At 69.3% G+C, this 13,297-nt stretch carries 14 protein-coding genes; 9 read left to right on the top strand and 5 right to left on the bottom strand.

Annotation, left to right across the window (positions count from 1 at the left end):
* Positions 1-41: 41 nt before the first annotated feature.
* Positions 42-641 (bottom strand): hypothetical protein, encoded by a 600-nt coding sequence (locus D7X55_RS00230; RefSeq protein ID WP_121721833.1) that lies wholly within the window; start codon positions 639-641, stop codon positions 42-44.
* On the bottom strand, positions 638-1,597 hold the full coding sequence (locus D7X55_RS00225) for a 3-hydroxyacyl-CoA dehydrogenase family protein (protein WP_121721832.1): 960 nt from the start codon (positions 1,595-1,597) through the stop codon (positions 638-640). Before D7X55_RS00225 ends, D7X55_RS00230 begins: the two co-directional genes overlap by 4 nt.
* A gap of 399 nt (positions 1,598-1,996) precedes the next feature.
* On the opposite strand from D7X55_RS00225, the gene D7X55_RS00220 reads away from it, so the two are divergent.
* The 6 genes from D7X55_RS00220 (at position 1,997) to D7X55_RS00195 (ending at position 7,867) form a co-directional block, all read left to right on the top strand.
* Positions 1,997-3,169, top strand: coding sequence for an FAD-binding oxidoreductase (locus D7X55_RS00220; RefSeq protein ID WP_120546853.1), 1,173 nt, complete (start codon positions 1,997-1,999; stop codon positions 3,167-3,169).
* The gene (locus D7X55_RS00215; RefSeq protein ID WP_120546854.1) at positions 3,159-3,791 is read left to right on the top strand and encodes a hypothetical protein; all 633 of its coding nucleotides are present in this window, start codon (positions 3,159-3,161) and stop codon (positions 3,789-3,791) included. Before D7X55_RS00220 ends, D7X55_RS00215 begins: the two co-directional genes overlap by 11 nt.
* Entirely contained in the window at positions 3,788-4,558 is a 771-nt protein-coding gene (locus D7X55_RS00210) for an aldo/keto reductase (RefSeq protein ID WP_120546855.1), read from the top strand. The genes D7X55_RS00215 and D7X55_RS00210 overlap by 4 nt, the downstream gene beginning before the upstream one ends.
* 1 nt (position 4,559) lies before the next feature.
* A complete protein-coding gene (locus D7X55_RS00205; RefSeq protein ID WP_121721831.1) occupies positions 4,560-5,438 on the top strand; it encodes a DMT family transporter in 879 nt (292 codons plus the stop codon).
* Between the two features lie 153 nt (positions 5,439-5,591).
* Positions 5,592-7,100: an aldehyde dehydrogenase family protein gene (locus D7X55_RS00200; RefSeq protein ID WP_121721830.1), complete on the top strand. Its 1,509-nt coding sequence runs from the start codon at positions 5,592-5,594 to the stop codon at positions 7,098-7,100.
* A gap of 26 nt (positions 7,101-7,126) precedes the next feature.
* Positions 7,127-7,867 carry a dienelactone hydrolase family protein gene (locus tag D7X55_RS00195; RefSeq protein WP_121721829.1) on the top strand — a complete coding sequence of 247 codons (741 nt, stop codon included), beginning with the start codon at positions 7,127-7,129 and terminating at the stop codon, positions 7,865-7,867.
* 16 nt (positions 7,868-7,883) lie between these two features.
* On the opposite strand, the gene D7X55_RS00190 is transcribed toward D7X55_RS00195, so the two are convergent.
* Positions 7,884-8,729 carry a class I SAM-dependent methyltransferase gene (locus D7X55_RS00190; protein ID WP_121721845.1) on the bottom strand — a complete coding sequence of 282 codons (846 nt, stop codon included), beginning with the start codon at positions 8,727-8,729 and terminating at the stop codon, positions 7,884-7,886.
* Positions 8,730-8,804: 75 nt separating this feature from the next.
* Here D7X55_RS00190 and D7X55_RS00185 point away from each other — a divergent pair, with 75 nt between their 5' ends.
* Positions 8,805-9,143: a helix-turn-helix domain-containing protein gene (locus D7X55_RS00185; protein ID WP_121721828.1), complete on the top strand. Its 339-nt coding sequence runs from the start codon at positions 8,805-8,807 to the stop codon at positions 9,141-9,143.
* A 13-nt stretch (positions 9,144-9,156) separates the two neighbouring features.
* Here the strand turns inward: D7X55_RS00185 and D7X55_RS00180 are convergent, their stop codons facing one another.
* Positions 9,157-9,789, bottom strand: coding sequence for a glutathione S-transferase domain-containing protein (locus D7X55_RS00180; RefSeq protein ID WP_121721827.1), 633 nt, complete (start codon positions 9,787-9,789; stop codon positions 9,157-9,159).
* 64 nt (positions 9,790-9,853) lie between these two features.
* Positions 9,854-10,342, bottom strand: a complete 489-nt coding sequence (locus tag D7X55_RS00175; RefSeq protein WP_147442647.1) for a hypothetical protein — start codon at positions 10,340-10,342, stop codon at positions 9,854-9,856.
* A 293-nt stretch (positions 10,343-10,635) separates the two neighbouring features.
* On the opposite strand from D7X55_RS00175, the gene D7X55_RS00170 reads away from it, so the two are divergent.
* Both D7X55_RS00170 and D7X55_RS00165 read left to right on the top strand, forming a co-directional pair.
* Positions 10,636-12,039 carry a hypothetical protein gene (locus D7X55_RS00170; RefSeq protein ID WP_121721826.1) on the top strand — a complete coding sequence of 468 codons (1,404 nt, stop codon included), beginning with the start codon at positions 10,636-10,638 and terminating at the stop codon, positions 12,037-12,039.
* Positions 12,040-12,196: 157 nt separating this feature from the next.
* Positions 12,197-13,297: a DUF1521 domain-containing protein gene (locus D7X55_RS00165; protein WP_121721825.1), complete on the top strand. Its 1,101-nt coding sequence runs from the start codon at positions 12,197-12,199 to the stop codon at positions 13,295-13,297.

Here is a 13,297-nt window from a genome sequence, read left to right as displayed (position 1 = left end):
AAAGAAGAGTCACGCCGGGTCCTCGCGTGGACCCGGCGTGGCTATCCCAAGCCCGCTTCCGGCGTTCGCAACCGGATGGTGAGCGCGCGGCAGGCCGCGTCGGGTTCCGTGTCGGAGGGCGGGGCCCAGGCTCCGAGTGAGTGATAGAGCCCGCCCTCGCGCCGCTCCAGGTAGAGGATCATGTTGAGGGGCCAGCCGCTGCCCTGGAACAGGTGCCGGTCCATGGGCGTGGGCTCCTGGCTGACGCGCAGGCCTCGCTCGTGGGGCGGGCCGATGCGGTGCCAGTCCGGGTGCAGGTGGATGGAGCCGAGCACCTCCAGCCCCTGCGCCTCGGCCTCGGTGGTGATGCGCAGCAGCTCGCGGGGCTCACACCAGTAGCCTCGCCTCCCGTTGGCGTAGCAGGCGCCGAAGCGGGGGATGATGGTCGCGTTGAACTCCTGGAGCACGCTGTCATCCGTCTCGCGGATGTTGGTGGCGAAGCCCACGCGCTCCACCTGCATCGCGTCGTCCGTGAAGCGCCCCAGCAGCACGGCCCAGCTGCGCGGCGGCAGCTCCGGAGTGCACGCCTTGTACTCACGCACGGCGTCCGCGAGGAAGTCCGCCAGCGCCGCCGGGTCCATGAGCACGACGTTGGCGCTCATTCCCCGGACTCCTGCTTGGGCGTACGGCCCGCGGCCCGGTCCTCGCGCAGCTGGGTGATGAGGTGGCGGGCCATGCGCTCCTCGAAGGCCGCGGCGCTGTCCGGCGTCCATGGATAGAAGCCCTGGCCCGTCTTCAATCCCAGCTCACCCCGGTCCACCTTCTGCGCGAGCACCGGAGGCACCGGGCGGCCTGAGCCGCGCAGGACGTTCGTGATGAAGTCCAACCCCACCAGGTCCAGCCGGTCGAAGACACCGGACGCGCCCAGGCGCCGCCCGATTCCTTCCGTGAGCACGCGGTCCACCATCTCCGGCGTGGCCACGCCCTCCGACACGATGCGCAGCGCTTCACCGATGAGCGCCTGCTGCAGACGCGGGCCCACCGAGCCCGGCACGTCCTTCGCGAACACCACGGGCGACTTGCCCAGCTCTTCAAGGAAGCGACGCACCGTCTCCACCGCGTCCGGCGAGGTCTTCTCTCCCGGGATGACGTCCACCAGCGGCACCAGGTGCGCGGGCAGGTAGTAGTGCGCGGAGAGGACGCGCTCGGGATGCGCGCAGTCCCGGGCAATGGCGGTCACGCTCAGCGCGGTGGTGTTGGTGGCGAGCAGCGTGTCCGGCGAAGTGAGCCGGTCCAGCTCCTTGAAGAGCTGCTGCTTGAGCGCCAGGTCCTCGGGGATGGACTCGATGACCAGGTCCTGGCCCACCGCGGCCTCGGCGAGCACCGTGGTGCGCCGGATGCGCGCGAGCGCGGCGGTGCGCTGCTCCGCCGTCAGCAGCCCCGTCTCCACCAGCAGCGCCGCGTCACGCTCCAGCTTCACGCGCGCCGCCTCGCTGCTGTCCGCCTGCCTGTTGAAGAGCACCACCTGCCTGCCGGCGATGGCCCACTCGAGCGCGATGCCGCACCCCATGGCCCCACCACCGACCACCCCCAGCTTCGTCAGCCGCTTGTGTCCCATGCGGCGAGCGTGGCCGCCCGACTCCCGGCTGGCAATCACTTGAACGCTGGCTGCAATTGTCCAGGGCGCATGCGTGTCGCGCCGTGCCGCCATGCGGCGCCAGTGCCCGTCGCGGCAGGACGTGGGGGGGCGCCCGGAATGGACCCCGGGGAGTGCGCGCGCACGCGTGAATCCGGAGACACCCGGCCCGGCTTCCAAGCCAGCACGTCGCTTCCCGGCAGCCCGGGCCATCCGCCCCCAAGGGGGACCCGCGGCCCGGCCATGGACAGACGCCGCGCATCCTTCCGTTGCCGAAGCTGAACAGGCAAATCTGCCACGGCTTGGATTTCTTGAAAGTCACGTATTGGTGACGATTTGGGCCGGGAATGGATTCGCCATGCAACGACAAGGAGGCATGCCGTGACGCGCGACGTCCGCCGCTATGACGTGGTGTTGGTGGGAGGAGGCATCACCGGGCTGATGGTCAGCCACAAACTGTCGCGTCTGGGATTGCGGCTGTTGCTGCTGGAGAAGCAGCCAACGCTCGCCAGCGGCCCCTCGACGCGGAATGAGGGATGGCTGCACCGTGGCAGCTATCACGCCGGCTCCATCCGCGACCGGGAGAGCGCGGTCCAGGTGGCGCGGCGGTGCATCTACGGGCACGAGCAGATCCGCGCCTTCGCCCCCGAGGCGGTGGAGGACGCGGACCGGACACCGCTGGTCCTGGTGCGCGACGCGGACCGGGTCCAGGAGCTGGTGTCCCGGTGGGACGAGGCCGGCGTCTGGTACCGGCCCCGGACCCGGGCCGCGGCGTCCGCGAGCTTCCCGTCCGCGGACCTGTCCCGGGCGGCCGCCGTGTTCGAGGTCGCGGACGTCAGCCTCAACACCCGGATGCTGTACCGCAAGCTCCTCACGTCGGCGCAGCAGGGCGGCACCGAGGTCCTCACCGGGGCCCGCCTGGAGCGCATCAATGGATTGGAGGCGAGCGTCCGCACCGCCAGCGGCGAGACGCTCCAGGTCGAGGCCGGGCTGTTCGTGTACTCGGCGGGCTTCGGCGCCCGGGACCTCTTCCGTGACTTCTTCCAGCTGGAGCTCCCCATCCGCTACTGGAAGAGCCACCTGGTCGTCGTGCCGCGCCTGGGCGCCCACGGCCTGTTCTACGTGGACGCGCACGAAGCGGCGATGATGCACCACGGGGGCTACAGCATCGTCGGCCTGAACGAGGACGCGCTCCTCTGCACCGAGCCTGACTACAACGTCATCGCGGAGAAGGCGGACAACCTCCACCGCGCGCTGGAGCGGCTGGTGCCGGGGTGGAAGAACGGCGCGCCATTCACGGACGTGGCCTGCACGAAGGTGGACTTCGCGCCCGACGCCAGCGCCGCGCGCTCGCTCAACATCGCCATCCATGAGCCCGTCCCCGGGCACATCTGCATCCTGCCGGGAAAGATGACGGAGACGCCCTTCCTGACGGACGTGCTGACGGCGCGGCTCTACGAGCGCCTGGAGGACGGCCTCATCGCGAAGCGCCCCTGTGACGTCCTCCACGCCAACCTCACCCTTGCCCGTCGCGAGTCCTCCCATGCGGCCTGACCTGGACCTGCTCTCCGCCCTCAATGCCCCCCGCCGCGCGGCGGACCTGCTGACCATCGAGGAGGTCCTCGGGCTGGCCAGCCGGGGCAACGTCATCTTCGACCCGTTCTCCGTGCTCATCTCCCGGCATGCCCGCATCGGTGAGGGCAATGTCTTCCACCCCTGCGTCACCCTGACCTGCACGGCGTCCGCGGTGCTGTCGCTGGGCGACCGCAATGTCTTCCACACCGGCACCCTGATGGCCGCGGAGACCGGCCCCATCTCCATCGGCCATGGCAACCAGTTCGGCGAGGGCGGCTTCACCGCGAAGGCGAACAGCCCCCAGGCGCGCATCGTCATTGGCGACGGGGGGCGCTACCTGGGCGGGGCGTCTGTCTTTGGCCAGACGGAGCTGGGGTCGGGGACCCAGGTGCTGGGGGCCATCACCGTGGACAGGTGCACCCTGGCCGGAGGGACCGCGTTCAGCGGCCCGGACCCGGACCTGCGCGGTTCCGTCCTCAAGGGCTCCGGCACGGCCCGGGGGCTGGTGCTCGGCGTGGGGCAGGTCATCGCGGGCAGTGGCGCCTTCCGCCTGGAGGACGCGAAGCCTCAGTCCTTCTTCCATCCGAAGGTGGCGCCATGAGCGCCACGCATGAGGCCGGACTCGGGCTGGGGCTGCTGTCCATTGGCCGGACCTGGGGCTACCGCTCCGAACCTCCTCCGTCCGAGGCGGACGCGCGGCGCCTCCTGGAGGTGGCCTTCGAGGCGGGCATCCAGTGCTTCGACACGGCCCCCGCGTATGGAACCAGCGAGGAGCGCTTCGGGGCCTTCCTCGCGACGCTGGGGGCTCGCCGTGAAGGGCTGCTCGTGGCCACCAAGCTGGGCGAGCACTGGGACGCGCAGACCCAGGCCTCCTTCACCGACCACTCGCACGACGCGCTTCGCCGCAGCCTGGACCAGAGCCTGCGCCGGCTCGGGCGCGTCGACCTGCTCCAGGTGCACAAGGCCACCGCCGCCAACGTGGGCGCGCCCGGCGTGGTCCGCACGCTCGAATACGCCCGCTCGCTGGGCATCCGCTGGCTGGGCGCGAGCATCAGCGACGTGGCGGCGGCGGAGGCCGCTTGCGCGGTGGGCCTCTATTCGCACCTGCAGTTTCCCTACAACACGCTGAACCGGACCCTGGAGCCGGTCTTCGCGCTGGCCTCGCGGCACGGGCTCCAGGTGCTCATCAACCGGCCCTTCGCCATGGGACAGGTGCTCCATGACACGGACCGCCCGCGCGAGACCGTCCTGCGGGAGTCGCTGGACCACGTTCTGCGCCAGCCCTTCCGCGGCTGGGTGCTGACGGGGACCAGGTCCACGGACCACCTGCGCCAGACGCTGGCGGCCTTCCGCTCACGGGGAGGCTGACATGTGGATTGCCTATGGTCTGGGCGCGGGGGTGATGCTCGGCCTCTATGACGTCTGGACGAAGAAGGCGATGACGGACAACGACGTCATCCCGGTCGTCATGTGGTCCTCGCTGTTCGGGGCGCTGGTCTGGGTGCCCGTCCTGTTCACCGGGGCGCTGCCCATCCATGTCGACCCGCTCGGGCTGTCGCTCCGGGAGCATGCGCTCCTGCTGCCCAAGGGCGTGGCGATGACGGCGTCGTGGATCCTCGCGTACCAAGCGGTCCGGGAGCTGCCCATCTCCATCGCGGGCGCGGTCCGGGCGTCGGGGCCGCTGTGGACGCTCGCGGGCGGCTTCGTGATGTTCCGGGAGCTGCTGACGCCCATGCAGTTCCTGGGGCTGATGATCACCGTCTGCTCCTACTACGTGCTCTCCGTCATCGGCCGGAAGGAGGGCATCGTCGTCTTCCGGAGCACGCCGGTCCTGCTCATGCTGTCCGCCACGGTGCTGTCGGCGGTGACGACGGTCTACGACAAGTACCTCGTCATCCAGCTGCCCACGCTGGCCATCCAGGCGCACTCCGCCTTCCAGCGGTTCGTGCTGTCCGTCCTCCTCTTCGTGCCGTACATGCTGCGCAGGGGAGGTGGGGGGATGGGCCTGCGGTGGAGCTGGGCCGTTCCGCTGGTGGGCATCTCCTGGGTGCTGGCGGAGCTCATCTACTTCCACGCCATCGCGGATCCCCACGCCCTGGTGTCGCTGCTGTCCGTCCTGCGCCGGACCAGCCTCATCGTCGCCTTCCTCCTGTCCGCCTTCCTCTTTCGCGAGGCGAACCTGCCGCAGAAGACGCTGATGATCCTCGTCCTCGTCGTGGGGATGGCCATCCTCATCCTGGCGCGGTGACCTCGCCGTCCGGGGCGTCCTGGGGACCGGCCCCCTTCCTGCCTCCCCAGACAGACGCCGTGTGCATGCCGATACTTCCGGCATGCCGCGGCCTGTCATGGGTCGCGCCCTCAACCGATTCAGCGCGAACCCCACGCGCGAGGAGGAGCACCCATGCTGGAGACCGGACGTGTTGGCGAGCCCCTTCGGCACCTCGAAAGCCGCCGCCTGCTCATCGAAGCCCGAAGGGCCGTGCCAGAGGCCTTTGATGCGCAGGGCCGGCTGCTCTCACCCGTCGCTGGCAGGTGGGTCGTGCCGCCCGCCTGGTTCAGCGCCGTGTCGCCCATCGACTGCAGCGTCATCGCGGAGCTGCCGCTGCTGGGTGCCTCCCAGGTCGCCGCGGGCGTCGAGCATGCCGCCGACGAGTTCGCGCCCTGGGCGGCCCGTCCGCTCCGGGACCGCGCCCGTGCGGTCGCCGAGGCGGTGGTGCTGATCCATGCGCACCGCGACCTGCTGATCCGCATCCTGGCGTGGGACATCGGCAAGACGCTGCCCACGGCCTCCAACGACGTGGACCGGTGTCTCGCGGGCATCGCGTGGTACCTGGAGCGGATGGACGGGATGCTCGAGGACCGCGAGCCGCTGGGCCTCATCTCCAACATCGCCTCCTGGAACTATCCCTTCTCCGTGTTGCTGCTCAACGTGCTCGTGCAGGCGCTCTCGGGCAACTCGGTCATCGCGAAGATTCCCACCCAGGGCGGCGGCGTCTCCCTCACGATTGCCTTCGCCTTGCTGCGCCGCGCGGGGCTTCCCGTCTCGCTCGTGGGCGGACGCGGCAGGGACCTCTCCGAGGCGCTCGTCGCGCATCCCCGCATCGCGGGCGTCGCCTTCATTGGCGGCCGCGCCAACGGCGGCGAGGTCCACCGCCGCCTGCGTGACACGGACAAGCGCTACGCGCTGGAGATGGAGGGCGTGAACGCCTACGCGATTACACACTTCTCGGACTGGGACCGGCTCGCCGGACAGATTCGCGCGGGCTTCGACTTCGGCAAGCAGCGCTGCACCGCGTACACGCGCTGGGTCGTCGAGAAGCCGCTCGTCCCGAAGTTCGTCCGGACGTACGTCGACGCCGTCTCCACGCTGCGCGTCGGCCATCCGCTCCTGGGCGCGCACGTGGACTTCGGGCCGCTCATCTCTCCCAGCAAGGCCGAGGAGCTCCGGGCCCTCATCGCCGAGGCCCGGGAGCTGGGCACGGAGCTGCTGCATCAGGGGGAACTCGCGGAGGACGCCTTCACCGAGCGGCAGGAGCGGGGCGCGTACCTGCCGCCCGTGCTGCTCTTCGGCATCCCCCGGGACAGTGAACTCTACCTGCGCGAGCCCTTCGGCCCCGTGGACATCCTGGTGTCGGTGGACTCGGAGGAAGAGCTGTTGCGCGAGGCCAACGTCTCCAACGGCGCGCTCGTGGCCTCGGTGGCGACGGATGACCCGGAGCTGGCCCGGCGCATCGCCGCGCGGCTGCATGCCTTCAAGGTGGGCATCAACGCGCTGCGCTCGCGAGGCGACCGGGAGGAGTCCTTCGGAGGCAGGGGCGGCTCCTGGGCGGGCGCCTTCGTTGGAGGCACGCACCTGGTGCGCGCCTTCACGGACGGCCCCCACCCCGCGGAAGGCAACTGGCCCACCTGAGCCAGGCAGCGGGGCATACTCCCCGCATGCCTGACGCATACCGCTTCCTCGTGGATGGCCGCATCCCGGTCCTCAAGGTGCACGGTGAGCCCCGGCCAGTTCCGGCCGTCATCGTGCTCCATGGGCTGTTCTCGAACGCGGATGATCAGCGCGCGGAGCTGGAGGCGCTCGCGGCGTGGGGCCTGGCCGCTGTCGGCGTGGATGCCCCGCATCACGGCGCCCGGCGCGACGCGTGGCTCGACGGGATGCACTCGCTCGGCCCGTCGGACGCGCACGCGCGCTTCCTGTCCTTCATCCGCGAGGCCGTCCACGACGTCTCCCGGGTCATCGACCACGTGGTGGCCGAGGGCCACGGGCCCATCGGGCTCGCGGGTGTTTCCTTTGGCGCGTTCACCGCGCTGGCCGTGGCGGCCGAGGACTCCCGGGTCCAGGCGACGGTTTCCCTGCTGGGCTCACCGGACTGGGCGCCCCCGGATGGCCACGTCACGGACGAACTGCGCGAGCTGATGCGGCACGCGCCCGTCCACCGGCCCTGGGACTGCGCGCGCCATCCGCTGCTGCTGCTGAACGCGGGGAGGGACCGGCTCGTCCCCGCGCACCAGGCCCGGGACTTCGCGCACCGGCTCTGGAGGGACTTCCCCCAGCTGGGCTCGCACGTCACGCACTACGAGTATCCCGAGTCAGACCACACCATGCGCCCCGAGGACTGGCACGACGCCTGGGGCAGGGCGCTCCCCTTCCTGCGGCGCACCCTGGTTTCATCGTGAGTCCCTGGTTCGTGTTCTAGGGACTCCTGGCGCCAATGCTCCAGCAGGCGGCGGTGTAGCGGACGTCCGCCCCGTGCACGAAGGGCTCGAACGCGGCGCGGACCGTTTCGATGAGCCGGGCGTGGCTCGGGTCGTCCAGCTCCGGCAGGAACCGGCTGAGGACCCCGAACCGGGTCAGGTACGGGACCAGCTCCTTTTCGGGCAGGGTGCAGGTGACGTCGATGGGCTGGATGTCGATTCCGGTCCAGCCGCTCTCCGCCAGGATGCGGTGGACCCGGTTTGAATCCGCGAAGCCGAACTGTCCCGGCGCGTCCGGCCGGCGGGCGGGGAGGTTCGGAAGGAGCGGCGCCGCGGCGCGCTCGGCCGTCGTCATGAACGGGTTCTCCGAGGGGCCTCGCCACGCGATGAGGTGAAGCGTGGCGCTGTCCTTCGCGGAATGCCGCAGGTTCGCGAAGGCGCGGGCGGGGTCGTCGAAGAACATGACGCCGAAGCGCGAGATGATCCGGTCGAAGCTGGCGGGCTCGAAGGCATGCGACTGCGCGTTGGCGCGGACGAAGCTCGCTGGAGTGCCTTCCTCTTCGGCCCGGGCGCGGGCGACGGCGAGCATCGGCTCCGAGAGGTCAATGCCGGTGCAGCGGCCCTGCGGGCCCAGCCTCCGCGCGACGGCGAGCGTCGTGGCGCCCGTGCCGCAGCCCACGTCGAGCACCTGGCTCGCGGCGCTGGCGACGACCGCCTCCACGAGCAGGTCCTCGAGCGGCTTGAACATCGCATCGAGCACCGTCTGCGCTTCGGCCCAGGCGCGTCCCGCGGTGCCGTTCCACAGCGCCGTCTGTTCGTCCTGGGTCTGGCGGGTGACATCCATGTGCGTCTCCTCCTGCTTGCCTTCAAGAACGGATGGCAGCACTGTGCCACTTCAAGTCAACTTGAGGTCAAGGGGATGGACGCGCTGGACATCACGGAGGTGGCGCGGCGCTCCGGGGTCCCAGCCTCGGCGCTGCGCTTCTACGAGGAGAAGGGGCTGATTGCCTCCGTTGGCAGGCGGGGGCTTCGCCGCCTGTTCGACCCCGGCGTGCTGGAGCGGCTGGCATTGATTGCCCTCGGGCGGGCCGCGGGCTTTTCGCTCGATGAAATCGCGCGCGTGTTCGCGCCGGGAAGGCGGCCGCGCATCGACCGGAAGATGCTCACGGCCCAGGCGGAGAAGCTGGACAAGCGGATCCACGAGCTGAGCGCGATGCGCGACAGCCTGCGCCACGCCGCCTGCTTCGGGGCGCGATGAAGGGCTCGCGGGCTCAGGTGTCGAAGCGGTAGCGGGTTTCGCTGGCGGAGGGCCGCTGCTCGAACTGCTGGCGGAACTGGTTCAGCGCCGCGTACGGCTGGACGGGCAGGACGTCCCGGAACTCCAGATGGGTCACGAGGCAGAAGAGCGTGACCTCCAGGTAGCTCACGTCCCGCTCGGGCGGGAGGGCCGCGAGCGCTGCGTTCGCGTTCTCCTCCAGCCACGCCATCATGTTGAGCAGGGATTCGCGCAGCTTGCGCGCATGGGTGGTGCCCTCACCGGCGCCGGCCATCTTCTCCATGACCAGCGTCACCTCCGTCGCCATGGCCTGCAGGGTGAGTTCCTGCATGTTGGCCAGCAGCGGCGTGTCCAGGTCCTCCGGCCACACCACGCGGAGCCGGGGGCTCGACTGCCGCCACATTTCACGGGAGGCATTGAGCGCGCCGAACCAGACACCCCGGGAGGTCTTCAGCACAGGGATCCGGAGCGCGGGATTGCCGCCGTAGTCCCCCGGGTCCGTCGACAGCAGGTCTCGCACCACCTGGAAGGAGGGGTCGACACGCAGCTCCGCCGCGAAGATGCGCGCGATGCGCGTGAAGTGCGAGCTCGAGCGACCGATGATGACAGGCTTTTCCAACACGGCCATGCGGGGCCTCCGGTCAACGTGGCGCGGCAGGCTACCGCGCCACGGACCGGCGACCCAGCCGGAATCAGGGGCTGGTCGTGGTGCTACCCCACGGCTCCCAGCTCCAGCCGGCCGACGGCGTGTCGCAGGCGGAGACGCTGCCGTCGCAGCGGCCGATGCGCAGCTCCAGCCGCTTGCCCTCCGGAAGGTCCTTGTCGCACTTGCCGGAGCCGTTCGCCCCGCCGGTGAAGACACACAGGCCCCGGCGGGAGTCGTCGCCCAGCCGCCAGTGGATGCCCACGCGCTTGCCGTCCGACCGGTCGTCCATCACGCAGAAGCTGTCGTACTGCTTGTTGAAGGCGCCCTGGCCCCACTGTCCGGAGCCGTCCTGGCCAAAGGTGACGAAGTCGAAGGAGTCGCAGTTCCCGCCGGCCACGTTGTACTCGAGCGTTGCGACCTCCGCCTGGACGGTGCCCAGCGGCTCACCGGCCTGCGTGTCCTCCGTACCCCCGCCACAAGCACTTCCAACGACGAACACAAGACCCAGACACACGCGCGAAAGACGGCTCATCATGGGGAGACCTCGATGGGGACAGCCAGGGCTGTCCACGGTGAGCGACGCCTTCTAGGAGACACATCCCCAGCACTCAACGCCTCACCAGGTATGGCGTTGAGGTGCGGACAGGCGACCAGACACCTGCGCTGTCCCCGGGTGCTAATGCACTGCGTTGCCGCGCGATGCACGCCGCCGCTTTCTTTTGCATTTCCTGTAGAAAGTTCTGGTTCTGGCGCTTGAGGTAACTTTCCTGGATATTCACGGATAATTGAAGACGGGGGAGGACTCCCGCTGTTCCCAAGGAGATTCCAGTGAAGATTGTCGAGCGCGCGCTCAACGCTGTTCTTTCCAATACCCAGAGCCAGCCGACCGCGAAGTCGGCCCAGTCAGCGGAACTCGACTTCCTCAAGGGTTTGCAGCAGCTGACCGCCACGCAGGCGACGGCGGCGACCCCCACCACGGCTCCGGTGGAGACGGCCCGCACCAGCTACGTCACCGCCCAGGCAGCCCCGGCCGCCAGGGGACCGCTCCTGCCGGACAGCCGCCCCAGCCCGTCCGCCATCACCTCCCGGGTGGATGAGGCCTACCAGCAGATCGGCCGCGTCCCCACCACCAGCGAGCGCAAGGAGATGGTCAAGCTCGCGGAGGAGCTGGCGGGGAAGGGCAAGAACGGCACGGAGATCAAGTACGCCGTCATCGCGAAGCTCCGTGAGATCCAGGCCGGCACCGCCGTGAAGCCTGGCTCCGCGGAGCTGCGCAACGTGGCGGCGGAGACCTTCAAGACCGTCTTCGGCCGGGCCCCCGGTGATGCTGAACTCACCAGGTGGGCGGCGGAGGCCCAGAAGCTGGCGGATGACGGCATGGACGCCATCTCCATCAAGTACAACCTTCCCTCGAAGATGCGCGAGGTGCGCGACGGTCTGGACAAGACCGACACCGCCACCCTGCGCAACATGGCGAAGGACATCTTCAAGACCGTCTTCGGCCGCGAGCCCTCCTCCAGCGAGCTGGCGACCTGGACCGAGAAGGCCCAGAAGATGGTGGACGACGACAAGATGAGCGCCACCGGCGTCAAGACGACGCTGCCGTCCATGATGCGCGACGTGCGTGACGGCCTGGACAAGACGGACACCGCCACCCTGCGCAACCTGGCGAAGGACGTCTTCAAGACGACCTACGGCCGCGAGCCCACCTCCAGCGAGCTGGAGACCTGGACCCAGAAGGCCCGGAAGATGGTGGACGACGACAAGATGAACGCCACCGGCGTCAAGACGACGCTGCCGTCCATGATGCGCGACGTGCGCGACGGCCTGGACAAGACGGACACCGCCACCCTGCGCAACCTGGTGAAGGACGCCTTCAAGAACACCTACGGCCGCGAGCCCACCTCCGGCGAGCTGGAGACCTGGACCCAGAAGGCCCGGAAGATGGTGGACGACGACAAGATGAACGCCACGGGGGTGAAGACCCACCTGCCCTCCATGATGCGCGAGGCCCGTGACGGCCTGGACAAGACGGATGACGGCACCCTGCGCCGCCTGCTGAACGAGGCCTTCCGCGAGGTCCTGGGGCCCAACGGCCGGCCTCCCAGCGACGCGGAGGTCAACGCCTGGCTGAAGAAGGCCCACGACATGGTGAAGGACGACAAGGCGAACGCCACCACCATCAAGTACGCCTTCATCACCGGCCTGCGCATCGCCCTGGAAAACCAGTAGTTTCGCGGGGATGGCGCCAGGCCCCCCACCGGGTCTGGCGCCCTGCTTCCCACCCTGCTGGAATTCACCGTGTGGGCACAACTTCTGATCGCGCCTGCTGGATAATCCAGGTTCAGAAAGTCCGCGCCTTCCGAGGCGCCATCATCGAGGGGAAAACATGGCTGGCATCACCTCCACCGGCAACAGCGCGCGCGTCCTCCAGAGCACCACCAACGCCCCCGGCCTGAGCGAGGCGGAGCTGGCGAAGAACCTCAAGCTCATCGAGTCGACCGCCAACGAGGCGCTGTCCCTCATCGATGCGCAGCTGAAGCAGGCCTCCGCGCAGCCGGCCACCTCGAAGACCGCGGACGGCAGCTCGTTCGTGAGCGGCCAGTCGTCCACGCCCGAGCAGGCGTCGACGAGCGGGGCCTTCCCCTCGGAGGCGCCGAAGTGGGAGGCGCAGATGCGCCCCGCGGACAAGCTCAAGGTGGACAGCAACGGCGTCATCACCACGCCGGGCGGCTACAAGATTGAGCAGCTGGGCACGCAGGAGTGGAAGATCTCCGGCCCGGACGGCAAGAGCACCCGCATCTGGGGCGACCCGCACGTCGACGAGAGCGACGGCGGCAAGTTCGACTTCAAGCGCGACACGACCTTCGTGCTGGGTGACGGCACGCAGATCCACGTGGGCTGCGTCCCGTACGGCAACGGCATGACGGTGACCGGCAAGCTGGACATCACCTGCGGCGACGATCACATCCAGGTCACGGACATCGACAAGGGCAAGGGCAAGGTCGGGCAGATCACGAAGGACGGCTGGGAGACCTCCGCGGACTTCACGACCAAGCACTTCTCGGACCGCCTGAACATGGGCGACTCCACGGCCTCCTGGTCCTACGGCGGCCGCGAGGTGACGGGCAACGACGGCACGGTGGACAAGTTCAAGACCGGCGACTTCATGACGCTGAGCGAGAAGGCCACCTCCAGCGCGGACGGCAAGTCGAGCTCCGCCACGTTCAACAAGGCGACCTTCGACGCGACGCGCGACAACGCGCTGAGCAAGGCCACCGAGGCCGTCACCAAGACCTTCAACGCGCTGGGCAACACCCAGGCGCTGGGCTTCAACCCGTTCACGGGCGCGGACGACCTGGGCAAGTACAACAAGGACGACCACCGCGAGGGCATCCAGAAGGCCTTCGACAGCGTGAAGAACATGTTCAGCGCGCTCGACGACGTCGGCCGCCTGAATGATATCGTCAAGCGCAACCTGTTCGTCTGA

The sequence above is a fragment of the Corallococcus sp. AB049A genome (assembly GCF_003668885.1).
In the GTDB taxonomy this organism is placed as follows: domain Bacteria; phylum Myxococcota; class Myxococcia; order Myxococcales; family Myxococcaceae; genus Corallococcus; species Corallococcus interemptor.
This window is presented reverse-complemented; position numbering and strand designations above follow the sequence as displayed.